The sequence below is a fragment of the Neoroseomonas marina genome (genome assembly GCF_012927745.1).
In the GTDB taxonomy this organism is placed as follows: domain Bacteria; phylum Pseudomonadota; class Alphaproteobacteria; order Acetobacterales; family Acetobacteraceae; genus Neoroseomonas; species Neoroseomonas marina.
Map to the genome: position 1 here is coordinate 601,072 of NZ_JABBKX010000002.1, position 22,440 is coordinate 623,511.

The 22,440-nt window shown below is 72.5% G+C and carries 22 protein-coding genes and 1 other RNA gene; 12 read left to right on the top strand and 11 right to left on the bottom strand.

Features of this window, described 5'->3' with window-relative positions:
* Nucleotides 1-26: 26 nt before the first annotated feature.
* Nucleotides 27-119: signal recognition particle sRNA small type (ffs, locus tag GWK16_RS08150), an RNA gene on the bottom strand.
* 97 nt (nt 120-216) lie between these two features.
* Between ffs and GWK16_RS08155 the strand changes: the two genes are divergently transcribed.
* Entirely contained in the window at nt 217-684 is a 468-nt protein-coding gene (locus GWK16_RS08155; RefSeq protein WP_170053437.1) for a YHS domain-containing (seleno)protein, read from the top strand.
* 3 nt (nt 685-687) lie between these two features.
* On the opposite strand, the gene GWK16_RS08160 is transcribed toward GWK16_RS08155, so the two are convergent.
* Nucleotides 688-1,134 carry a MarR family winged helix-turn-helix transcriptional regulator gene (locus GWK16_RS08160; RefSeq protein ID WP_170053438.1) on the bottom strand — a complete coding sequence of 149 codons (447 nt, stop codon included), beginning with the start codon at nt 1,132-1,134 and terminating at the stop codon, nt 688-690.
* Nucleotides 1,135-1,188: 54 nt separating this feature from the next.
* On the opposite strand from GWK16_RS08160, the gene GWK16_RS08165 reads away from it, so the two are divergent.
* Entirely contained in the window at nt 1,189-2,124 is a 936-nt protein-coding gene (locus GWK16_RS08165) for a PLP-dependent cysteine synthase family protein (protein WP_211187192.1), read from the top strand.
* Between the two features lie 9 nt (nt 2,125-2,133).
* Here the strand turns inward: GWK16_RS08165 and GWK16_RS08170 are convergent, their stop codons facing one another.
* Nucleotides 2,134-2,703, bottom strand: a complete 570-nt coding sequence (locus tag GWK16_RS08170) for a hypothetical protein (RefSeq protein ID WP_170053439.1) — start codon at nt 2,701-2,703, stop codon at nt 2,134-2,136.
* Between the two features lie 169 nt (nt 2,704-2,872).
* Here GWK16_RS08170 and GWK16_RS08175 point away from each other — a divergent pair, with 169 nt between their 5' ends.
* On the top strand, nt 2,873-3,829 hold the full coding sequence (locus GWK16_RS08175) for a Bug family tripartite tricarboxylate transporter substrate binding protein (protein WP_170053440.1): 957 nt from the start codon (nt 2,873-2,875) through the stop codon (nt 3,827-3,829).
* A 69-nt stretch (nt 3,830-3,898) separates the two neighbouring features.
* Here GWK16_RS08175 and GWK16_RS08180 read toward each other — a convergent pair whose 3' ends face one another.
* On the bottom strand, nt 3,899-5,134 hold the full coding sequence (locus tag GWK16_RS08180) for an argininosuccinate synthase (protein WP_170053441.1): 1,236 nt from the start codon (nt 5,132-5,134) through the stop codon (nt 3,899-3,901).
* 110 nt (nt 5,135-5,244) lie between these two features.
* On the opposite strand from GWK16_RS08180, the gene GWK16_RS08185 reads away from it, so the two are divergent.
* The gene (locus tag GWK16_RS08185; protein WP_170053442.1) at nt 5,245-5,799 is read left to right on the top strand and encodes an AAA family ATPase; all 555 of its coding nucleotides are present in this window, start codon (nt 5,245-5,247) and stop codon (nt 5,797-5,799) included.
* A 15-nt stretch (nt 5,800-5,814) separates the two neighbouring features.
* Here GWK16_RS08185 and GWK16_RS08190 read toward each other — a convergent pair whose 3' ends face one another.
* Together GWK16_RS08190 and GWK16_RS08195 are read right to left on the bottom strand one after the other, a co-directional pair.
* Nucleotides 5,815-6,537, bottom strand: coding sequence for a superoxide dismutase (locus GWK16_RS08190; protein WP_170053443.1), 723 nt, complete (start codon nt 6,535-6,537; stop codon nt 5,815-5,817).
* 193 nt (nt 6,538-6,730) lie between these two features.
* Nucleotides 6,731-7,057 carry a TIGR02300 family protein gene (locus GWK16_RS08195; protein ID WP_170053444.1) on the bottom strand — a complete coding sequence of 109 codons (327 nt, stop codon included), beginning with the start codon at nt 7,055-7,057 and terminating at the stop codon, nt 6,731-6,733.
* 107 nt (nt 7,058-7,164) lie between these two features.
* Between GWK16_RS08195 and aroA the strand changes: the two genes are divergently transcribed.
* Together aroA and cmk are read left to right on the top strand one after the other, a co-directional pair.
* Complete coding sequence (aroA, locus tag GWK16_RS08200) at nt 7,165-8,511, top strand: 3-phosphoshikimate 1-carboxyvinyltransferase (RefSeq protein ID WP_170053445.1); 1,347 nt, start codon at nt 7,165-7,167, stop codon at nt 8,509-8,511.
* A complete protein-coding gene (gene cmk, locus GWK16_RS08205; protein WP_170053446.1) occupies nt 8,508-9,137 on the top strand; it encodes a (d)CMP kinase in 630 nt (209 codons plus the stop codon). The genes aroA and cmk overlap by 4 nt, the downstream gene beginning before the upstream one ends.
* Before the next feature lie 126 nt (nt 9,138-9,263).
* Here the strand turns inward: cmk and GWK16_RS08210 are convergent, their stop codons facing one another.
* On the bottom strand, nt 9,264-10,505 hold the full coding sequence (locus GWK16_RS08210) for a class I SAM-dependent methyltransferase (RefSeq protein WP_170053447.1): 1,242 nt from the start codon (nt 10,503-10,505) through the stop codon (nt 9,264-9,266).
* Between the two features lie 86 nt (nt 10,506-10,591).
* On the opposite strand from GWK16_RS08210, the gene GWK16_RS08215 reads away from it, so the two are divergent.
* A complete protein-coding gene (locus GWK16_RS08215) occupies nt 10,592-11,101 on the top strand; it encodes an invasion associated locus B family protein (protein ID WP_170053448.1) in 510 nt (169 codons plus the stop codon).
* On the top strand, nt 11,098-12,279 hold the full coding sequence (gene rlmN / locus GWK16_RS08220) for a 23S rRNA (adenine(2503)-C(2))-methyltransferase RlmN (RefSeq protein WP_170053449.1): 1,182 nt from the start codon (nt 11,098-11,100) through the stop codon (nt 12,277-12,279). The genes GWK16_RS08215 and rlmN overlap by 4 nt, the downstream gene beginning before the upstream one ends.
* 13 nt (nt 12,280-12,292) lie before the next feature.
* On the opposite strand, the gene GWK16_RS08225 is transcribed toward rlmN, so the two are convergent.
* Together GWK16_RS08225 and ahcY are read right to left on the bottom strand one after the other, a co-directional pair.
* The gene (locus tag GWK16_RS08225) at nt 12,293-13,312 is read right to left on the bottom strand and encodes an alpha/beta fold hydrolase (protein ID WP_170053450.1); all 1,020 of its coding nucleotides are present in this window, start codon (nt 13,310-13,312) and stop codon (nt 12,293-12,295) included.
* A 118-nt stretch (nt 13,313-13,430) separates the two neighbouring features.
* Nucleotides 13,431-14,825, bottom strand: a complete 1,395-nt coding sequence (gene ahcY, locus GWK16_RS08230; RefSeq protein ID WP_170053451.1) for an adenosylhomocysteinase — start codon at nt 14,823-14,825, stop codon at nt 13,431-13,433.
* A gap of 152 nt (nt 14,826-14,977) precedes the next feature.
* Here ahcY and addA point away from each other — a divergent pair, with 152 nt between their 5' ends.
* Nucleotides 14,978-18,442 (top strand): double-strand break repair helicase AddA, encoded by a 3,465-nt coding sequence (gene addA / locus GWK16_RS08235; RefSeq protein ID WP_170053452.1) that lies wholly within the window; start codon nt 14,978-14,980, stop codon nt 18,440-18,442.
* Nucleotides 18,443-18,472: 30 nt separating this feature from the next.
* On the opposite strand, the gene GWK16_RS08240 is transcribed toward addA, so the two are convergent.
* A complete protein-coding gene (locus GWK16_RS08240) occupies nt 18,473-18,673 on the bottom strand; it encodes a succinate dehydrogenase assembly factor 4 (protein ID WP_408903906.1) in 201 nt (66 codons plus the stop codon).
* Here GWK16_RS08240 and htpX point away from each other — a divergent pair.
* On the top strand, nt 18,672-19,598 hold the full coding sequence (htpX, locus tag GWK16_RS08245) for a zinc metalloprotease HtpX (protein WP_170053453.1): 927 nt from the start codon (nt 18,672-18,674) through the stop codon (nt 19,596-19,598). The two genes, GWK16_RS08240 and htpX, sit on opposite strands and share 2 nt — an antisense overlap.
* Before the next feature lie 69 nt (nt 19,599-19,667).
* Here htpX and GWK16_RS08250 read toward each other — a convergent pair whose 3' ends face one another.
* Nucleotides 19,668-20,225, bottom strand: coding sequence for a histidine phosphatase family protein (locus GWK16_RS08250; protein ID WP_170053454.1), 558 nt, complete (start codon nt 20,223-20,225; stop codon nt 19,668-19,670).
* A gap of 123 nt (nt 20,226-20,348) precedes the next feature.
* On the opposite strand from GWK16_RS08250, the gene GWK16_RS08255 reads away from it, so the two are divergent.
* Complete coding sequence (locus GWK16_RS08255; protein WP_170053455.1) at nt 20,349-21,005, top strand: Tim44/TimA family putative adaptor protein; 657 nt, start codon at nt 20,349-20,351, stop codon at nt 21,003-21,005.
* A 79-nt stretch (nt 21,006-21,084) separates the two neighbouring features.
* Entirely contained in the window at nt 21,085-22,410 is a 1,326-nt protein-coding gene (mltA, locus tag GWK16_RS08260) for a murein transglycosylase A (protein WP_170053456.1), read from the top strand.
* Nucleotides 22,411-22,440 lie beyond the last annotated feature (30 nt).

The window sequence follows — 22,440 nt, forward strand, 5'->3', positions numbered from 1 at the left end:
GCTCCGGGCCGGGGTGGCTGAAGGGTGGAAGGCCGGCAAGCGACCCGGGCGAGAACCCGTTACGGCTGCTTCCTTCCGGACCTGACCGGGTTGGCGGGGAGCCCGTCCGCCGCCGACCTTCCGAGGGCACCATATCATGCCGGGGTGCCATCGCGCCAATGGGGTGCCGTAACCGTGTCCGCGCCGGGAACGAAACCGGGATCGAAGGAGATCCCCATGGCCCTCAGCCGCCGCACGATGCTCTGGATGGTCCCCGGCGCCACGCTCGCGGTGCCGATCGGCACCCGGTTGATGGCGCAGGCGCCCGCCCCCGCCGTGAATGCGGAGGACGGCGTCGCGGTGCGCGGCACCGATGTCGTCGCGTATTTTGCCGAGGGCCGCGCCGTCGCGGGTAGTCCCGCCTTCACCCATGCCTGGCGCGGAGCGATCTGGCGCTTTGCCTCGGCGGCGAATCGGGACCTGTTCGCTGCCGATCCGGGTCGCTACGCCCCGGCCTATGGCGGCTTCTGCGCCTTCGCGGTCAGCGAGGGCTACACCGCCCCGATCGACCCCCAGGCCTGGCGGATCGTCGATGGGCGGCTGTTCCTGAACTACGACCAGGCGATCAAGCGCCGCTGGGAACGCGACATCCCCGGCCGCGTGGCGCGCGCCGACGCCAACTGGCCGCGGCTGTCGGTGCAATAGCCCCTACTCCGCGAGGCTCGCGGTCGCCGCCGCGAGCCTCTGCGCAAGGCCCGGGTCGACCTGCGCGGCCAGCGCCGCCTGCGCCCGTCGCCAGGCCGGCAGCGCGGCCTCGAGTCGTCGCAGCCCGGTCTCGGTCAGCCAGACGGCCCGGCGGCGCAGGTCGGATTCGGCGGTCACGATCTCGACCAGCCCGTCGCGTTCCAGCGTGCGCAGGTTGCGCGACAGCGTGGACTGGTCGAGCCCGCAGCGGCGCGCCAGTGCGCCGAGCGTGTCGTCCGCCGCCACCGCCACCTGCGCCATCAGGCCGACCTGGGCGGCCGTCAGCCCGCACCCCGCCATCTCCCGATCCATTGCCTGGCTGATCCGTCGCGCCGCAAGCCGGCTGTTCCAGCCCGGGCAGACGGCCAGCAGCGCCGCGGCATCGGGACGGAGGGTGGATTTCGGTTGCATCGCGGCCTCCTGCGTCCTATGCAGATACAATCTTTGCATATGCAAATAAAAGCCATGCCAGCCACCATCCTCGACACCATCGGCGGCACGCCGCTGATCCCGCTGCGCCGCATCGCGCCCGCGACCGGCGCGCGCATCCTGCTCAAGGTCGAGAGCGCCAACCCGACCGGCAGCATGAAGGACCGCATGGCGCTCGCCATGATCGGGGCCGCGGAGGCCGATGGCCGCCTGCCCCCCGGCGGCGCGGTCGTCGAATACACCGGCGGCAGCACCGGCGTGTCGCTGGCGCTGGTCTGCGCCGTGAAGGGCCATCCGCTGCACATCGTGACGTCGGACGCCTTCGCGCGGGAGAAGCTCGACCACATGCGCATCCTGGGCGCGCGGCTCGACGTCATCCCGAGCGAGTCCGGCCGCATGACGGAAAAACTGACGCGCGACATGATCGCCGCCGCCGGTGGAATCGCCGGCCGCATCGGCGCCTTCGCCACCGACCAGATGCGCAACACCGACCAGCTGGCGGCCTACCGTCGCATGGCGGCGGAGATCGACGCGCAGGCCGGCGGACCCGTCGCCGCCTTCGTCCAGGCCGTCGGCACGGCGGCGAGCCTGCGCGGCATCGGCGCGGCGTTGCGCGCGACCCAGCCCGGCATCCGCATCGTCGCGGTGGAGCCGGCGGAATCCGCCGTGCTCTCCGGCGGCCCGACCGGCGCGCACCGCATCGACGGCATCGGCGCGGGTTATGTCGTCCCGCTGTGGCACCCGGACATCGCCGACGCGATCGAGCCCGTGGCGACGCCCGAGGCCCAGGCCATGGCGCTGCGCCTGGCGCGGGAGGAAGGGCTGTTCGCCGGCAGCTCGACCGGGGCGAACGTCGTCGCGGCGCTGCGCGTCGCCGCGCGGCTGGGTCCCGCCGCCACCGTCGTGACGGTCATGTGCGACACCGGGATGAAGTATCTCGGCACGCTCGGGCCGCTTGCCGCGGCGGCCTGAGCGCCCGGATCAGAAGGGCCGGCCGGCCAGCGGCTGGCCGATCCAGGGAGCGACCGCATTGGCCAGGTGGGCGAACAATGCGGCGTCGTCCGTGCCGTGCCGCTCGCAGGACAGCACCGCGGTCCACACCACGCGGTTCGAGGACCGGTCGCGCAGTTCGACCACGCCGCTGACGCGCAGCGTCGGGACCCGGCGCCCGCCGGCGCGCGGCACGCTCTGCGCCCACGAGATGTCGTCCCCGTCGCGGAAGGTGCGGTCCTGCATCGTATCGCCGAAGCCGAGCTCGGTGCCGCCTTCCTGCGAGATGCCGCCGCGCCAGGACAGGATGTAGGGCGCATCGGCGCTGACCTGCCGGCCGTTCGACCGCAGCGCGGCGAGGACCGAATCGCGCAGCCGCCGCTCATTTTCCGTGCCGGCGCGGTCGGGGACGGCGATGGCCGCGTTGCGTGCCACCGGCGCGAAGGAATTGGCGGACAGCCGCCCGGGGCAGACGCCCTGCGCGCCGGCCGGTACGGCGGCCACGACGCCCGCCAGGGCCAGCACGCCAAGGGTGAGCGAACGGAGGGTCGTGGCGGCCATGGCTTTCCTCGTCATGCGTTGCGCCGACAGTAGAACAACTTCCGATGCGCCGGAATCGGCGCCGTCGGACCGGCATGTCACCGTCGTCGCGGCGGATGCGGGCCGCACGGCGGCGCTTGACCGCGCCGGCCGCGCCGCAGAATGCTCCGCGCCGTTCGGGAGGTCCGCCATGATCCGTCGCAATATCCTGCTCGGCGCCGCCGCGCTGCTGGCCGCGCCGCGCCTTGCCGCTGCCCAGTCGCGGCCGATCCGCGTCGTCGTGCCCTTCGCCCCGGGCGGGCAATCCGACACGGTGATGCGGCTGCTGCAGCCGAAGATGGCGGAATTCCTCGGCACCACCATCGTGGTCGAGAACCGACCCGGCGCCGGCGGCGCGATCGGCGCCGGCGTGGTCGCGGCATCGCCGCCGGACGGCACGACGCTCTATTTCGACAGCTTCGGCTTCGTGGTGCAGCCGCTGATCCAGCGCGGCCTGCCCTTCGACTACGCCACCGCCTTCGCCCCGGTCGCGCAGGTGGTCGCGGCACCCTACGTGCTGGTGGTCAAGCGCGACTTCCCCGCGACGGACCTCGCCGGCGTCATCGCCGAGGCGAAGCGGCGTTCGGGCATTCCCTATGGCTCGCCGGGCATCGGCACGGTGGGGCACCTGGCGGGCGCGCTGCTCGCGCACCGCGCGGGCATCACCCTCGAACACCTGCCCTATCGCGGCGGGGCGGATGCGGCGCGCGACCTCGCGGGGGGCAACATCGACGCGGTGATCAGCACGGCGAACAGCCTGCGGCCGCTGGTGGTCGACAACCGGGCGCGCGGCATCGCACTGACCTCGGCCGAACGGCGCGGCACGATGGCCGACCTGCCGACGATCGCCGAGAGCGGCTTCCCCGGCTTCGACCTGACCTCGTGGAACGGCCTGTTCGCCCCGGCGGCGACCCCGCGCGACGTGATCGCGCGCTTCGAGGCCGCGGCGGCGCATGCGACCAACGACCCGACGACGCGCGAACGCCTGGCCGCGAGCGGCAACGACCCGATCACCGGCAACGGGGAGGCCTTCGCCGCGGTGCTGCGCCGCGACGCGGAGATGGTGCGCCGCCTGGTGCAGGAAACCGGCATCCGCCTGGACGGCTAGGATGCCGCTGGGTTCGGGGAGGCCGTCGCCTCCCCGGCGAGGGTGCGGGGGCGGCGCCCCCGCGACGCCCTACAGCGCGCCGCCGCGGCGGCCCGCCATCGCGCCGAGGCGCAGCCGCAGCGCGTTCAGCTTGATGAAGCCCTGGGCGTCGAACTGGTCGTAGGCGCCCTGGTCGTCCTCGAAGGTCACGTGCTTCATCGAATACAGGCTGTTCGGCGACTGCCGGCCCGTCACGATGGTGTTGCCCTTGTAGAGCTTCAGCCGGACCGTGCCGGTGACGCTCTTCTGGCTCTCGTCGATCAGCGCCTGCATCATCCGGCGCTCGGGGGCGAACCAGAAGCCGTTGTAGATGATCTCGGCGTAGCGCGGCATCAGCGAGTCCTTCAGGTGCGCGGCCTCGCGGTCGAGCGTGATGGACTCCATCGCGCGATGCGCGACGTACAGGATCGTGCCGCCGGGCGTCTCGTAGCAGCCGCGGGACTTCATGCCGACGAAGCGGTTCTCGACCAGATCGAGCCGGCCGATGCCGTTCTCCTTGCCGAGCGCATTCAGCCGCGTCAGCAGCGTGGCCGGGGACAGGCGCTCACCGTTGATGCCGACCGCGTCGCCGCGCTCGAACTCGATGGTGATCTCGGTGACCGAGTCCTTCGCATCCATCGGGCTGATGGTGCGCTGCCAGACCATCTCGTCCGGCGCGTCCCACGGTTCCTCGAGGATCTTGCCTTCGGAGGAGGAGTGCAGGAGGTTCGCGTCGACGCTGAACGGCGCCTCGCCGCGCTTGTCCTTCGCGATGGGGATCTGGTGTTCCTCGGCGAACTGGATCAGCCGGGTGCGGCTGGTCAGGTCCCATTCGCGCCAGGGCGCGATCACCTTCACGTCGGGCTTCAGCGCGTAGTAGCTCAGCTCGAAGCGCACCTGGTCGTTGCCCTTGCCGGTGGCGCCATGGGCGACGGCATCGGCGCCGACCTGCTCGGCGATCTCGATCTGGCGCTGGGCGATCAGCGGACGGGCGATGGACGTCCCGAGGAGATACATCCCCTCGTAAAGCGCGTTGGCGCGGAACATCGGGAAGACGAAGTCCTTCACGAAGGTCTCGCGCAGGTCGTCCATGAAGATGTTCTCGGGCTTGATGCCGAGCAGCAGCGCCTTGTCGCGCGCCGGGCCGAGCTCCTCGCCCTGACCGAGGTCGGCGGTGAAGGTCACCACCTCCGCGCGGTAGGCGGTCTGCAGCCACTTCAGGATCACGCTGGTGTCGAGCCCGCCGGAATAGGCAAGCACGACCTTCTTCACGTCCTTCACGCGCATCGGGCGCTCTCCAGGCTTACGAAAACCGGGCGGGTATGGCCCCCGATGCGGCGCGAGGCAAGGCCGGGCGGTGCCCGGACGCGAACTCCCCCCACGGCAGAGGACCGATCATGGCGGACCCCGAGCGCGACTTCATCGTCTTCACCGGCGGACCCGGCGCGGGGAAGACCACGTTGGTCGAGCATCTGGCGCGGGAAGGCCTCGCCTGCTGCCCGGAAGCGGGGCGCGGCATCATCAGGGCCCAGGCCGCGATCGACGGCCCGGCCCTGCCATGGCGGGACCAAGCACTGTTCGGCGAGCTGATGCTGGGGTGGGAGATGCGCTCCCACGAGGCGGCGCGGCTGCGGCCCCGGCCGGTGCTGTTCGACCGCGGCGTCCCGGACGTCATCGGCTACCTGCGGCTCGAGGGGCTGCCGGTCCCCGGCCACCTGCTGCGTGCGGCCGAACGGCTGCGCTATCGCCGCCAGGTCTTCGTCGCGCCGCCCTGGCCCGAGATCTACCGACAGGACATGGAACGGCGGCAGGACGCCGACACGGCGCGGCGGACCTGCGATGCCATGCGCGAGACCTATGGCAGCCTCGGCTACGACCTCATCGACCTGCCGCTCGCCCCGGTCGAGGAGCGGGCGGCCTTCGTGCGGGATGCGCTCGGGCTGTCGCCCTGACGCGTCCCCCAAGGGTCAGATGCGGAGGGTGCCGTTCTTCGCCGCGTCGTACCGCGCCGCGATCTTCTCCCAGCTCAGCACGTTCCACCACGCGGTCAGGTAGTCCGCCCGGCGGTTCTGGTAGCGCAGGTAATAGGCGTGTTCCCACACGTCGTTGCCCATCAGCACCCGCCCGCCATCCATCAGCGGCGTGTCCTGGTTGGGCTTCGACACCAGGGACAGGTTGCCCGCCGGCGTCACCGCCACGAACACCCAGCCAGACCCGAAGACGCGCGTGCCGGCCGTGTTGAAGTCAGTCCTGAACTTCTCCATCCCGCCGAGGTCGCGATCGATCGCGGCCTTGAGGTCGCCGGTCGGCTCGCCGCCCTCGCCGCCCATGATCTCCCAGAACATGGAATGGTTCGCGTGGCCGCCGCCGTTGTTACGGATGGCGGTGCGCACGGCCTCGGGCACCTGGGACAGGCGCATCAGGATCTCGTCCACCGGCATCTGCGCCAGCGCCGAGTGATCCTTCACCGCCGCATTGAGGTTCGCGACATAGGCCGCGTGGTGCCGGCCGTGATGGATTTCCATCGTCATGGCGTCGATGGCGCGTTCGTTCGCGTTGGGCGCATAGGGCAGGGCCGGCAGGGTGAAGGGGCCGGACGGCGCCTGGGCGGAGGCGGGGCGGCGGGTGGCCGCCATCGCGGCGAGGCCGGCGGCCCCGAACAGAAGACCGCGGCGGTGCATCGTCGTCATTGTCATTCCCCGTGAAGCTGGGCCACGGACAATGGAGCTTGGGCCGGGCTGCGGCAACCGCGGTCTGCCTCCGCCACGACCCCCGAAACGCGACCGGCCCGCAGGCCCGGCCGGAGGCCCGCGAGGGCGTGTCCGGCCGGGCCTGCGGGCCGGCAGCGGCGGCGGGACCGCGACGCGGCCCCGCGAGGCTGGTTCAGCCTTCCTCGTCGCGGTCGGCTTCGACCTCGATGTCCTCGCCCAGGCTCTCGGCGTCGTCCTCGAGCTCCTCGGCGTCCTCGATCGCCTCGTCGCCCTCGACGTCCTCCACCTCCAGGTCCTCGGTCTCGGCCTCCGGACCCGCGGCGCGCTTCTTCAGCTTCTCGTCGGGGATCGGGGCGGCCGGGGCGCGGCGCAGGCGCGGCTGCTCGGCCGGCTGCTCGGTGCCGCACTTGGGGCAGACCGCTGGGGTGCGGGTCAGGTCGTAGAAACGCGTGCCGCACGCGACGCAGGTGCGCTTCAGGCCGAGTTCGGGCTTCGCCATGGGTTCTGTCCGTCTCGCGCGCAGGGCCCCAAAGGGTCCACGCGCCGTCTGCAAAGGGTCGGGCGCATTGCCACGCGATGCCGGGCCATGTCAAACGCGGCCCCGCCATGTCGCATCCCGATCCCCGGCCGCTCCGCGCCTCCGCACCCTCCGCCCCGCTCGCCGGCCGGCTCGGCGTGCCGGGGGACAAGTCGATCAGCCACCGCGCCCTGATGTTCGGCGCCGTCGCGGTCGGCACCACCGAAATCACCGGCCTGCTCGAGGGCGAGGACGTGCTGCGCACCGCGGCCGCGATGCGCGCGCTCGGCGCGACGGTGGACAACACCGGCCCCGGCGCCTGGCGCGTGTCGGGCCGCGGCGTGGGCGGCCTGGTGGAACCGGCCGATGTGCTGGACATGGGCAATTCCGGCACCGCTGCGCGGCTGCTGCTCGGGCTGATCTCGGGCCACCCGCTCTTCGCCGTGATGACCGGCGATGCCTCCCTGCGCCGCCGCCCGATGAAGCGCGTGACCGACCCCCTGTCCGCCACCGGCGCGCAGTTCTGGACGCGGGAAGGCGGGCGCCTGCCGCTCGCCGTGCGCGGTGCGGCCGACCCGCTGCCGATCGACTACGTGCTGCCTGTCGCCTCGGCCCAGGTGAAGTCGGCCTGTCTGCTCGCCGGCCTCTGCGCCCCGGGGACCACCCGCGTGGTGGAGAAGGAGCCGACCCGCGACCACACCGAGAACATGCTGCGTCACTTCGGCGCGACCGTCTCGGTGGAGGACACGGCTGAAGGCCGGGTCATTCGCCTCGAAGGCCAGCCCGAGCTGGTCGCGGCGCCGGTGCTGGTCCCGGGCGATCCGTCCTCCGCCGCCTTCCCGGTCGTGGCGGCGCTGCTGGTGCCCGGATCGCGCGTCGTGGTCGAGAATGTCGGCCTGAACCCGTTGCGCACCGGTCTGTTCACCACGCTGCGCGAGATGGGCGCGGCGCTCCGCATCGAGAACGAACGGATCGCCGGCGGCGAGCCGGTGGGCGACATCGTCGCCGAGTACACCGAGCTGTCCGGCGTGACCGTTCCGCCGCACCGCGCGCCGTCGATGATCGACGAATACCCGGTCCTCGCGGTCGCAGCGGCCGCCGCGCGCGGGGTGACGCGCATGAAGGGCCTGGCGGAGCTCCGGGTGAAGGAAAGCGACCGCCTGGCCGCCACCGCCGCGCTGCTCGCGGTCAACGGCATCAAGGCGGAAATCGAGGGCGACGACCTGATCGTCCACGGCACCGGCGGCGCCATCCCCGGCGGCGGCACGGTCGAGACCCACATGGACCATCGCATCGCCATGTCCGCCCTGGTCATGGGCCTCGCGGCCCGGAGCCCCGTGACGGCGGACGACGCGGCCTTCATCGACACCTCCTTCCCGGGCTTCGCCACGCTGATGAACGGTCTGACCGCCGGCGCGCCGCTCGCCGCGCCGTGACGGGCATCGTCGTCGCCGTCGACGGCCCCGCCGCGGCGGGCAAGGGCACCCTGGCCCGCCGCCTCGCCGCCGCGCTGAACCTGCCCTACCTGGACACCGGACTGCTCTATCGTGCCGTCGGTCGCCGCGTGCTCGATGCGGGCGCCGACCCGCGGGACGCCGCCCTCGCCGAGGCGGCCGCACGTGCCCTGACGCCTGCCGACCTCGACCGCACCGACCTGCGCGGGCCGATGGCCGACATGGCTGCCAGCGCGGTCGCCGCGATCCCAGCCGTGCGCGCCGCGCTGCTCGATTTCCAGCGGAGCTTCGGCCGCGCGCGCGGCGCCGTCCTGGACGGGCGGGACATCGGCACCGTCGTCTTCCCCGAGGCGCGGGTGAAGCTCTACGTGACCGCCAGCGTCGAGGAACGCGCGCGCCGCCGGTTCCTCGAACTCCAGGGCCGCGGCGTCGCCGCCGACCTCAGCCAGGTCGAAGCCGAAATCCGCGGCCGCGACGCCCAGGACGCCAGCCGGCCTGTCGCCCCGCTGAAACCCGCCGCCGACGCGATCCTGCTCGACACGACGAACCTCGACGCGGAAGCGGCCTTCGCGGCCGCGCTGCACCTGGTGCGCGGCCGGCTCGGCTGACGCAAGGCGGCGGAGAGCGCTGCCCTCGCCCGGACCCCTACCCGCCAGAGGCCGAAAGGCCTCTGGACACCAGGACTTGATCGCGGATTTCGGGGAGGGGCAAAGCCCCTCTCCGCGACCACCCCGTCACCGCGCCTTCAGCAGCATCCGGTTCACCCGTTCCAGCGCGGCGGCGGTCGCCGCGTAGTCGCGGGCGAAGGCGTCGGGGGCGATGCCGAGTTCGGTCAGTTCGTCGCGGATGTCGCCCATGGTGCGGGTGCCGTCGATGCGCGCGACGATGGCGCTGCCGAGGCGCGGCAGGGTGATGGGCACGGTCAGGCCGTCGGCCGACACGCGCAGCACGCCGTCGCGCGGGATCTGGGCGGCGAGTTTCGGGCCTTCGAGTTCCCGCAGGATGGGAATGCTGTCGGGGTCGTCCCAGGCGGGCGGGGGCGGGGCCTCGCCCTTGCGGACGCAGTACGCGACATGGATGCCCATGTTGCCGGCGGCCGCTTCGGCGAGGGCCGCACGTTCGATGAAGGACAGGCGGGCGGTACGTTCGCGCAGCCGGGGGTCCGAGAGGAAGCTGTCGGGATCGTAGCGGAAGGGTTCCACCAGGCAGCGGATCTCGAGCCCGGCGGCGTCGATCAGGGCGGCGAGGGCGGGAACGGTGAAGGCGACGTCGCGAGGGTTCAGCAGCAGGTCGTAGATGCCGGCGTCGCCCCCCTTCACGTGATCGGTGATCCAGGGGTTGCGGCGCAGCCAGGCGGTTTCCGGCATCTGGCGCCACAGGCGCTTGGCGATGTCGACCCGCTGGGGCGGCGCTTCGCCGGGTGGGGCGAGCAGCCGCAGCGCGTCCTGCATCATGTAGACCCCGGTCCGCCCGTGCGGGGCATAGACCATCAGGCCGAGGCCGCCACCGGGCGCGAGGACGGAAACGAGGGCGCGCAGGCCGTCCAGCGGGTCGGGCAGGTGATGCAGCACCCCGCAGCAGTCGATGTAGTCGAAAGGCCCCAGGCCCGATCCGGGGAGGTCGAGGATCGAGGCTTCGCGGAAGATCACGTTGCCGAGGTTGCGCGCCGCGACGCGGGCTTCCGCGATTTTTCGTGCGGAACCGGAGCGATCGAGCCAGGTCACGTCCCCCGCCCGTCCCGCCGTCGTCATCTGCTGGGCCAGCATCACGGTCGCGTCACCGGACCCGCCCCCGGCCACCAGGGCCCGCAGCGGCGCCACGGCCGGCCGGCGGCCGGCGAAGATCCAGTGGTCGACCTCCCGCAGATGGCTGGGGCTGCCCACGATCAGGCGCCGGGCTTCGTCCCGTGGATCCCGCTGGGGATAAGGGTAGGATTCGTACTGTTCGGCCAGGGCGGCGTCGGCGGCGTCCGTCATGGGGGCCTCTCTACCGCCGGGATGGGGGACAGGACCAGCAGCCCCGCGGTTGCCCCGGCGGCCCCGGCTTCGTATCTAAGGATGCCATGCGAGCCGTATTCCTCACCGCCGCCCTGGCGGCCCTCGTCGCCGTGCCGGCCATCGCGCAGCAGCGCGCCCAGCAGGGCCCGCAGCGGCTCGGGGATTTCCAGGACTGGACCGCCGCGGTCCACCATGAGGGTGGCCAGAAGGTCTGCTACGCCTTCACCCGGGCGTCGCGCACCGATCCGCAACGGGAAGGCGTGATCCTGACGGTCACGCATCGGGCGCAAAGCCGCGACCAGGTGGCCCTGTCGGCCCGGTATTCCTATCCGCGGAACGCCGCGGTGGTCCTGGCCGTGGGGCAAACCCAGCTGCAGTTCTACACCAACGCCGATTCGGCCTTCGCGCGGGATGGCCGGGCCGCGGTCGCGGCCTTCCGCAGCGGCGCGAACGCGACCGCCCGCGGGCCGCGCGCCGGCGGCCGCGGCACGGCGACCGACACCTTCAGCCTGTCCGGCTTCTCCTCCGCATACGACGCCATCAGCCGCGAGTGCCCGGCCCCCGGCCGCCGATGAGCGAGGCGGCCACCACCGACGGGCTGGCCGAGGCGGAACGCGCACGAATCCTCGCCAAGGCGGCGATCTTCGCGCCGCCGCCGGCGACGCTGGCCGATGGACGCCGCGACCTGGTGGGCCTGTCGCGCGAGGAACTCGCCGCCGAGATGGCCGCGATCGGGGAGAAGCCCTTCCGCGCCAAGCAGCTCTGGCACTGGATCTACCACCAGGGCGAGACCGACTTCGCGAAGATGACGACCATCGCGAAGCCGATGCAGGCGAAGCTCGCCGAACGCTTCGTGGTCGGTCGGCCGGGTGTGGCGACGCAGCAGGACAGCGCGGATTCGACCCGGAAATGGGTCTTCGCCTTCCGCGACGACCAGCGGGTGGAGACGGTCTACATCCCCTCGGCCGACGAGGACCGCGGCGCGGTCTGCATCTCGACCCAGGTCGGTTGCACGCTGTCCTGCCGGTTCTGCCATACCGGCACGCAGAAGCTGGTGCGCAACCTGGGCGCGGCGGAGATCGTCGGCCAGTTCATGGCGGCGCGGGATTCCTACGGCGAATGGCCGTCCCCCAAGGACGGCACGGCGCGCCACCTGTCCAACATCGTCGTGATGGGCATGGGCGAGCCGCTCTACAATTACGAGAACGTCGCCAAGGCCCTGAAGATCGTGATGGACCACGAGGGCATCGGGCTCTCGCGCCGCCGCATCACGCTGTCCACCTCGGGCGTCGTGCCGATGATGGACCGCTGCGGGGCGGAGCTCGGCGTGGGCCTTGCGGTGTCGCTGCACGCGGTGACGAACGAGCTGCGCGACGAGATCGTGCCGCTGAACCGCAAGTATCCGATCGAGGAGCTGATGGCGGCCTGCCGGCGCTATCCCGGCGCGTCCAACGCGCGGCGCATCACCTTCGAATACGTCATGCTGCGCGGGGTGAACGACAGCGAGGCCGAGGCGCGCGAGCTGGTGCGCCTGATCAAGGGCTTGCCGGCCAAGGTGAACCTGATCCCGTTCAACCCCTGGCCGGGCAGCCCGTACAAGACGTCCACGAGCGAGGCGATCCAGCGCTTCGCGCAGATCGTGAACGACGCCGGCTATGCGAGCCCGATCCGCCGGCCGCGCGGGCGGGACATCCTCGCGGCCTGCGGGCAGCTCAAGACCGAGAGCGAGCGGAAGAAGCGCGACGCGGCGTGAGGCAGGGCGGCGGTCAGCGCCACAGGCCCCGCGCCTCGAGCCAGTCCTGCACCAGCGCCGCCACCGCATCCGAATTGCGGTCCATCATTACCATGTGGCTGTTGCCGCGGATGCCGCGGGCGGGAAGGTCGACATCCTCGACGCTTCCGCCGGCGGCGCGCACCGCGTCGGAGAAGGCGCGCGCGTTGCGGCGGATCACCGACCAGCGGGGGTCGGCGTCCACGTAGTCGCCATAGACCAGCAGGGTCGGGACCTCCCGCAGCTTCGCGGCCTCCGCGGTGAGGCCGGTGCCGGCGGGCTCGACGAGGACCAGCGCGCGGAACAGGTCGGGCCGCCGCTGCGCCACCTGCCAGGCGAAGGCGCCGCCCTGGGAATGGGCGATCACCACCGAGGGCCCGACGCGCTCGAGCAGCGCGACATACGCCGCGATCACGTCGTCATCGGTGCCGAGGTAGCGCGCCACAACCTGGCGCATGAAGGCGAGATACGGCTCGCGCTCGGCGGGGAACTGGTTGCCCGGCAGCACCGACCCCCGCGCGAAGGAACCTGGGCCGTCGCCGATGCGGAAGCGCTCCCAGGGGTTCACGGTCGGCAGGTGGATGGCCTGGCCGTAGATCTCGGGTGACATCGCCGCACCGCTGCGGCCGCGCTCGACGGCGTCGGTGACGTAGGTCGCCCACCCGCGGCGGAGGAAGAAGTGCTCCCAGCCCTCGCGCCCGTCCGGCGTCGTCTCCCAGGTCACGCCGGTCAGGTAGGCGCCGTGCCAGAGCATCAACGGCGCCGCCCCGCGCTGCGGCGAGGGCACCATGAAGCGGGCATACATCTGCCCGACCATGTAGGTGCCGTTGGGATCGATGCGCAGCGGCGCGCCGCCGACGGTCGGCGTGTATTCGACGATGGGCTTGCCCGTGACCTCGACAAGCCGGCCGCCGACATGGAACGAGCCGAACCGTTCGATCGTCAGGGGCTGGGCGGCAGCCAGGCCAGCCCAGAGCGCGGCGACGAACCCCGCGATGACGTGGCGCAGGCGCATGTTTCCGTCCCTGGTTCCTTGCCGGAGAGCGTGGCGCCGGTGGTGCGCCCTGGCAAGGTCCCAAAGGACAGGCTTATGGCCTATGGGGGCGGGGCGGCGCGCGGCCGCCCCGCGCCGGTCAGTAGCGGTACTGCTCCGCCTTGAACGGCCCCTGCGGCGAGACGCCGATGTAGTCCGCCTGCGCCTTGGACATCTTGGTCAGCGTCGCGCCGACCTTCGCGAGGTGCAGCGAGGCCACCTTCTCGTCGAGGTGCTTCGGCAGCACGTAGACCTTCTTCTCGTACTTGCCCGGGTTCGTCCAAAGCTCGATCTGCGCAAGCGTCTGGTTGGTGAAGGACGCCGACATCACGAAGGACGGATGCCCCGTCGCGTTGCCGAGGTTCACCAGGCGCCCTTCGGAGAGCAGGATGATGCGCTTGCCGTCGGGGAACTCGACCTCGTCCACCTGCGGCTTCACGTTGTCCCACTTGAAGTTGCGCAGGCCGGCGACCTGGATCTCGGAATCGAAGTGGCCGATGTTGCACACGATCGCGCGGTGCTTCATCGCGCGCATGTGGTCCACGGTGATGACGTCGACATTGCCGGTGGCGGTGACGAAGATGTCCGCGGCGGGCGCGGCCTGTTCCATCGTCACGACCTGGTAGCCTTCCATCGCCGCCTGCAGGGCGCAGATCGGGTCGACCTCGCTGACCATGACGCGGCAGCCGGCTTGGCGCAGCGAGGCGGCGGACCCCTTGCCCACGTCGCCGAAGCCGCAGACCATCGCGACCTTGCCGGCCATCATCACGTCGGTACCGCGGCGGATCGCGTCCACCAGCGATTCACGGCAGCCATAGAGGTTGTCGAACTTCGACTTGGTGACGCTGTCGTTCACGTTGATGGCGGGGAAGAGCAGCTTGCCCTCCTTCGCCATGTTGTACAGGCGGTGGACGCCCGTCGTCGTCTCCTCGGACACGCCGACGATGTTCTTCGCCAGCGTCGCGAACCAGCCCGGCTTGGTCTTCAGGCAGTCCTTGATCAGCGCGAAGAAGACTTCCTCTTCCTCGTTCGTCGGCTTGTCGAGGAAGGCGGTGTCGCCGTTCTCGGCGCGCAGGCCGTAATGGACCAGCAGCGTCATGTCGCCGCCGTCGTCGAGCAGCACGTTCGGCGTGCCGCCATCGCCCCATTCCAGCGTGCGCTTCACGTACTGCCAGTATTCGGGAAGCGTCTCGCCCTTCACGGCGAAGACCGGCGTGCCGGTCGCCGCGATGGCGGCCGCGGCGTGGTCCTGGGTCGAGAAGATGTTGCACGACGACCAGCGAACATCGGCGCCGAGGGCCTTCAGCGTCTCGATCAGCACGGCGGTCTGGATGGTCATGTGCAGGCAGCCGGCGATGCGCGCGCCCTTGAGCGGCTGCTGCTTGCCGTATTCGGCGCGGGTCGCCATCAGGCCGGGCATCTCGTCCTCGGCCATCAAGATCTCCTTGCGGCCCCAATCGGCCAGGGAGAGGTCCTTCACGACATAGTCGGCCATGCGCGCTGTCTCGCTTCTTCGGTCTTCGGGTGTGGCGGGCCGGTAGCACGCCCGGATCAGCGAGGCCAGAGCGGACCATCACTCATAAGGATATCTTTATGCGATCACCGGCCATGCCTCCGACTCCGAGGCCGAGGTAGGATGGGGCGCCGATGACCGAGACCCCCCGCCAGCGCGCCGAACACGCCCAGTCCCGCGCCTCCGATCCCGCCGCCTCGGCCTGGGTGGAGGCCTCGGCCGGGTCGGGAAAGACCAAGCTGCTGACCGACCGCGTGCTGCGCCTGCTGCTGGCGGGCGTGGAGCCGGGGCGGATCCTGTGCCTGACCTTCACCAAGGCCGCGGCGGCGGAGATGGCGACGCGGCTTGCCAAGGCGCTCGGCGCCTGGGCGACGGCGGAGGATGCGGTGCTGGCGGCGACGCTCGCGGGCCTGACCGGCCGGGCGCCGGGGCCGGAGGAACTGCGCGCCGCGCGGGCGCTGTTCGTCCGGGTGCTCGAGCAGCCGGGCGGGATGCGGATCTCGACCATCCATGCCTTCGCGCAGTCCCTGCTGCGCGCCTTCCCGCTGGAAGCCGGCCTCGCCCCGCAGTTCGCGGTGGTCGAGGACCAGGAGGCCAAGGCGATGCTGGCGCGCGAGCGCGAGGCGGTGCTGGCCGGCACGCCGGACCGGGAGGCGCTGACGCAACTCGCCCGCCTCACCCCGCCGGCGCGCTTCGCCGAGACGCTCGGCACGCTGTCCCATGCACGCACGCGGCTGCTTGCGGCGGTGGATGCGCGGCAGGGCCTGGCGGGGTTCGAGCGCGCCCTGGCGCGGGTTCTCGGCCTGCCGCCGGGGGTCGCGAGCGAGGGCGCGGTCCTGCGCGACGCCTGCGACTTCGACGCGACCGAGGTCGTGCGCGCGGCCGCCGGGCTGCGCGGGTCGGGCAATGCGAACGACCAGGAGCGCGGCACGGCCATCGCCGCTTGGCTCGCCCTCGACACCGACGCCCGCGTCGCACGCTGGGAGGAGTGGCGCTCGATCCTGCTGACCGACAAGAACGAGGTCCGCAAGCGCTTCGCCACCAAGCAGGCCGGCGCGAACGCCGCCTTCATCCAGGACACGCTGACCGCCGAAGGCGATCGCGTGCTGGACGCCGAAAACACCCGCTGCGCCGCGCGCGTCCTCGCCGCGACCATGGCGCTGCTCGCCATCGGCACGCCCGTGCTGCGCCGCTACGAGGCCGCGAAGGCGCGGGCGGGGATGCTCGACTATGACGACCTCATCGCCGGCGCCGAGCGCCTGCTGGACGACCCGGGCAGCGCGTGGGTGCTGTTCAAGCTCGATGGCGGCCTGGATCACGTCCTGCTGGACGAGGCGCAGGATTCCAACCCCGACCAATGGGGCATCGTCCGCGCCCTGACATCCGAGTTCTTCGCCGGCGAGGGCGCGCGCGAGAAGGGCCGCACCATTTTCGCCGTCGGCGACGTGAAGCAGTCGATCTACGGCTTCCAGGGCGCGGACGCCGCGGGCTTCGTCCGCGAACGCGCCCATTACGGCCAGGCGGTGCGCGAGGCGCAGCTCGACTTCCGCCCCGTCCCGCTCGACGTCTCCTTCCGCTCGACCGCGCCGGTCCTCGCCCTGGTCGACGCGGTCTTTGAGGCCGGCGCGGCGCGCGACGGCGTGGTGCCGGAAGGGGCCACGCTGCGTCACTACGCCGATCGCGCCGGTCAGGCCGGCAGCGTGGAGCTCTGGCCCCTGCTGCAGGTCGCGGAAGCCGAGGCCCCGCCCGCCTGGGCCCCGCCCGACCGGCCGGTGGATGGCGAGGGCGCGGCCCAGCGCCTCGCGACGCTGATCGCCGCGCGCATCCGCCACATGCTCGACCACGCGACGCTGCCCGCGCGCGTCGAGAAGGGCCGCGACCAGCCGAACGGCCGCCCGGTCCGCCCCGGCGACATCCTGGTGCTGGTCCGCGCCCGCGCCCGCGGCGGCTTCGTGGCATCCCTGGTGCGCGCGCTGAAGGACCTGCGGATCCCGGTCGGCGGCGTCGACCGCATGGTGCTCGCCGAGCAGATCGCGGTGCAGGATCTGCTGGCGCTCGCCGATGCGCTGCTGCTGCCCGATGACGATCTCTCGCTCGCTACGCTGCTGAAGTCGCCGCTGGTCGGGCTCGACGAGGAGGAACTCTTCGCTCTCGCCCATGCGCGGGAAGGATCGCTCTGGTCGGCGCTTGCCGCGCATCGCGGCGCGGACAGCCGCTTCGGGCGCGTCGCGGACTGGCTCGCGCGGCTGATGGCCCAGGCCGACTACGCGACGCCGCATGCGCTGTACGCTGCCGTACTCGGCGCGCCCGGGCCGCTCGATCCGCGCGCGGGGCGGGCACGGATGCTCGCGCGCCTCGGCCCCGATGCGGCCGACCCGATGGACGAATTCCTCGCCGCGGCGCTCGAGCATGAGCGTCGTCACCCGCCCTCGCTCCAGGCCTTCATCCACGGGCTGCGCCAGGGCGGCGCCGAGGTGAAGCGCGAGGCCGAAGGCGCGGGCGACGCCGTGCGCATCATGACCGTGCATGGCGCCAAGGGCCTGCAGGCGCCGATCGTCATCCTGCCCGACACCACCGGCGCGCCGCCCGACCGCACCACGCTGCGCTGGCTGGATGGCGACCTGCCGGCCTGGGCGCCGAAGCAGGAGGGCTTCGCCGCGCCGCCGCTGACCGCCCAGCGCCAGGCCGACCAGGCGCGGGAGGCGGCCGAGCAGCACCGCCTGCTCTACGTCGCCCTGACCCGCGCCGAGGACCGGCTGATCGTCTGCGGCTGGCAGGGCAAGCGCGCCGCGCCCGAGGGCTGCTGGTACCGCCTGGTCGAGGAAGGCTTCACCCGCCTGCCGGGCGTGGAGGACCTCCCCTTCGACGGCCCGCGCGAGCCCTTCGGCGAGGAGGCCCGCATCCGGCGCCTCGCCGCCCCGCAGACCGCCGAACCCAAGGCCGAGGACCCGCCGCGCGCACCCGGCACCGCCACGGCGCTGCCCGCCTGGGCCCGCATCCCGGCGCCGCAGGAAGCGCCCGAGGGCGCCGTCGCCCCGTCCGCCCTGCCAGGGGAGGAGGAGACGCCCTCCGCCCCGCCACGGCCGACCGACGATCCGCGCGGGCTGCGCTTCCGCCGCGGCCGGCTGGTGCATGCGCTGCTGCAGCATCTGCCCGACCACGATCCCGCGACGCGCGAGGATGTGGCGCGCCGCTTCCTCGCGCGTCCCGGCCACGGCCTCGATGCGGCGGAGCAGGAGGCGGTGCTCGCGGAAGTGCTGGCGCTGCTCGCCCAGCCCCTGGTCGCCGCGGCCCTCGGCCCCGGAAGTCTCGCCGAGGCGCCGCTCGCCGGCCGCGTGAACGGCCGCCTGATTGCCGGCCAGGTCGACCGGCTGCTGGTCGAACCCGGCCGCGTGCTGGTGCTCGACTACAAGACCAACCGCCCGCCACCGGCCGAGGCCGCGCAGGTCGCGCCGCTCTACCTGCGGCAGATGGCCGCCTATCGCGCGCTGCTCCGGGCGGCCTTCCCCGGGCGCCAGGTCGATTGCGCGCTGGTGTGGACCTACGGCGCGCGGGTCATGGCGCTGCCCGACGCGATGCTGGACCGCCACGCACCGTGACCGTCGGCCGGCCAGGGTTCCGGCGTCACCTCAGAAATCGCTGACGCGGCCCTTGCGTTCCCAATCACCGAACCGTGTCGGCTCGGGACCGGTGGGGCCGCCGATTTCCTTGGGCTTGGGCGGCGCTGCCGGCTTCGGTTCGGGTGCGACCTCGGCGGCGGGCACGGGATCGGGCTTCGTGGTATCGGTCATGGCACCGGAGATGTAGGCGCTCCGGCGGAGGATGCACATGGGCGGCTATCTGCGCACGGTCGTGCTGCTCGCGGCGATGACGGCGCTCTTCGGCGGGCTCGGCCTCGCCATCGCGGGGCAGCAGGGGATGATCCTCGCGCTGCTCTTCGCGGGGGCGATGAACCTGTTCGCCTGGTGGAACAGCGACCGGATCGTCCTGCGCATGCAGAACGCGCAGCCGATCGGGCCGCACGACGCGCCGCGGCTGTACCAGATGACGGCGGAGCTGGCGCAACGCGCGGACCTGCCGATGCCCGCGCTCTACGTGATCCACGAGGAACAGCCCAACGCCTTCGCCACCGGCCGCAGCCCGTCCAGCGCGGCGGTGGCGGTGAATACGGGCCTGCTGGACCTGATGCCGGAACGGGAGGTCGCGGGCGTCATCGCCCATGAGCTCGCCCACATCCGCAACCGCGACACGCTCATCATGACGGTCACGGCGACGGTCGCGGGCGCCATCTCGATGCTCGCGAATTTCGGCATGATCTTCGGCGGCGCCAATCGCGACCGGAACCAGAGCCCCTTCGGCCCGATCGCGCTGATCCTGATGCTGATCCTCGCCCCGCTCGCCGCCGCCGTGGTGCAGATGGCGATCAGCCGGTCGCGCGAATACGAGGCCGATCGCGTGGGTGCGGAGATCTCCGGCGACCCGCTCGCGCTCGCCTCGGCGCTCGAGCACCTCGAGGGCTATGCCCACCGGATCCAGAACTACGGCGCCGAGGCGAACCCCGCCGCGGCGCACATGTTCATCGTCAACCCGCTGTCGGGCGCGCGGATGGACAACCTCTTCTCGACGCATCCGCGCACCGAGAACCGCGTCGCGGCGCTGCGGCAGCTCGCTGCCAGCATGGGCGCGCCCGCCGCTCCGTCCGCCGCGCCCGGTCCCTGGGGCGCCGGCGGCACCCGCAAGAACCCCTGGGGGTGACGGGTTCCGAGGGCCTTCCGGCGGGGTGGCCTGGAGGTGCGGCGCCCCTCGGACCGCACGTTCGCCCGCTCAGTGATGCTTCCACGGCACTGTCTCCGGCGCCGGTCCGTTCGGATCGACCCGCAGGATCTGGCCGTTCGCCACGCTCAGCCCCGTGAGCGCCATGATGAACCCCCAATGGGTCACCACCAGCGTGTGCGCCCAGTCGTCGAGGGCGGCCATCTCGGCGCGGAACAGCGCGGCGCGGCCTTCGACATGGGCGGCGGGTTCCTCCTCGGGCGGCCACCAGACCTCCTCGAGATGCGTGAAGTCCACCTCGGGGAAGTGCCGCGCCAGGTTGGTCCGGGCGCTGCCGATGTCGCAGGTGAAGGCGTAGCGCTCCCGCACCACCGGGGTGACGGTCAGCGGCAGGCCCAGCCGCTTCGCCGTCGGCAGGGCGGTCTGGATCGCCCGGCGGTAAGGGGAGACGAGGATGCGCCGGATGCCTTCCCGCGCCAGCGCCTCGGCCGCTTCCTCGGCCTGCTGGTGGCCCAGCGGGGTCAGGACCGGGTCGATGATGCCCGGATCCTGGCGCAACTGGCTGAAGAGCAGGTTGAACTCGCTCTGTCCGTGGCGGAGCAGGATCATGGCGCAGGGTTCCTTGGCACCTCGCCGGGGTAGCGGGCGCCGCGTCGCGCGGCAACATGTCCCCCGCTTCATGTTGCGGGCGCGCCCGCGCCCCCCTAAGTGAGGAGGCCTGAGGAGAGTGAGATGAGCAGCGGCCTGCCGATCGACCTGATCCTGTTCGCGATGGTGGCGGCCTTCCTGGTGCTGCGGCTGCGCAGCGTGCTGGGCCGCCGCACCGGCTTCGAGAGGCCGCCGCAGGGCGAGCCGGCCGCAGGCGCCGGTCCCGCGCCGCGGGAGGCCGTCGCGCCCCCGCCGGCGGCGGTGGCCACGCGCGGCGTGCCCGATCCCCGTTCGCCCGCCGGCCAGGGGCTCGGCCGCATCCGGCTGGCCGATTCCACCTTCGACCCGGGGGCCTTCCTGGGCGGGGCGGAGGGCGCCTTCCGGATGATCGTGCAGGCCTTCGCGTCGGGCGACCGCAACACGCTGCGCGACCTGCTGGCCCCGGACGCCTTCGCCGGCTTCGACCAGGCCATCACCGCCAGGGAGACGGCCGGCGCCACCCAGCGCACCGAGATCCGTGCCATCCATGAGATGGCGATCGAGGCGGCCGAGCTGCGGGGCACCGTGGCCGACATCACCGTGCGGATCGTGTCCGACCAGGTGAACGTGACCACCGCGGCGGACGGATCCATCAGCGCCGGCGCCGAGGCTGTGACCGAGATCACCGACCTGTGGACCTTCCAGCGCGATCTTTCGGTTTCCGATCCCACCTGGAAACTCGTGGGAACCCGTCCCGCCTAAGCCCCGGGCCGGGGCGCCCGATCCTCCAGCAGCCCCCGGAGGGTCGCGGCGCCGGCGGGGCTGAGGTATATCGCCACCCATGTCGAGGGTCCTGGCCTTCGGCCGCGCGGTCATCGCGGCGGCCCTTGCCGTGTCCTGCGCGGCCGCGATGCGGCCGGCCGCGGCTCAGCACGGCGGCCCGTCCCCCGATCCCGAACCGGCGCCCCAGGAACAGGCCGGCCCGCCCGCACCGCCGCCGCTGCGTCCCGTTTCCTTCGAGGACCTCCCTGGCTGGCCGTCGGACGCCCACGCCGAGATCCTGCCGGTGCTCCAGGCAAGCTGTGCCGCCCTGCGCCCGATGCGCCCCGAGGCGCCGCTGGGCGGTGCGGGGGAAGCCGCGCTCAGGGCCGGTACCGCCGCTGCCTGGACCAACGCCTGCAGCGAGTTGCGGCTGCTGGAGCGCGCGTTGCCGCGGCCGCCCCGCCAGGGCCAGGGCCGCGCCCATGAACGGCGCGTGGCGGCCTGGCTCGCGGCCAGGAACCTTGCGGTGCGCGACTTCATCGAGGCGCGGTTCGAGGCCTTCTCGACCGGCCCGGGGATCATGACCGGCTACTACGAGCCGATCCTCCGTGGGGCGCTCGAGCCGGACGAGGTCTTCCGCACCCCGCTGCACGCCCGCCCGCCCGAGCTGATCGAGGCGCCGGTGAACGGCAACCCGCTGCGGCGTCGCTACGGCGTGCTGCGCGACGGGCGGATGGAGCCCTTCTTCGACCGCGCGGCGATCGACGGCGGCGCGCTGGCGGGACGCGGGCTCGAACTGGTCTGGGTGGACGACCCGACCGATGCCTTCTTCCTGCACATCCAGGGCTCGGGGCGCGTCATCCTGCCGAACGGGGAGATGCTGCGCGTCGGCTATGCCGGGCAGAACGGGCGGTCCTATGTCTCGATCGGGCGGGTGCTGATCGACCGCGGCGACATCGCGCGCGACCAGATGTCGATGCAGTCGCTGCGCGCCTGGCTCGGCATGGCGGGCTACGACCGCGCGATCGAGGTGTTCCGCGCCAACCCGTCCTACATCTTCTTCCGCTTCGTGGACGGGCTCACGCCGGACCAGGGGCCGATCGGCGCCATGGGCGTCCCGCTGACGCCGCAACGCAGCGTCGCGGTGGACCGCGCCTTCATCCCGCTCGGCCTGCCGATGTGGGTGCAGGTGCGGGATCCGGGCGCGCGGCGGGACACGCCGCCGGAAGGGCGGCTGGTGGTCGCGCAGGACACCGGGGGTGCGATCCGCGGCCCCGCGCGGACCGACTTCTTCTGGGGCTGGGGCCAGGAGGCGGGCGAGCGCGCCGGCCGGATGCGCGAGGAGAACGAGGTCTTCCTGCTGCTGCCCCGCACCGCGCCGGTCAGCACGGCCGAGGCGCGGTGACCGGCCCCTGATGGACAGCCCCCGGCCCGG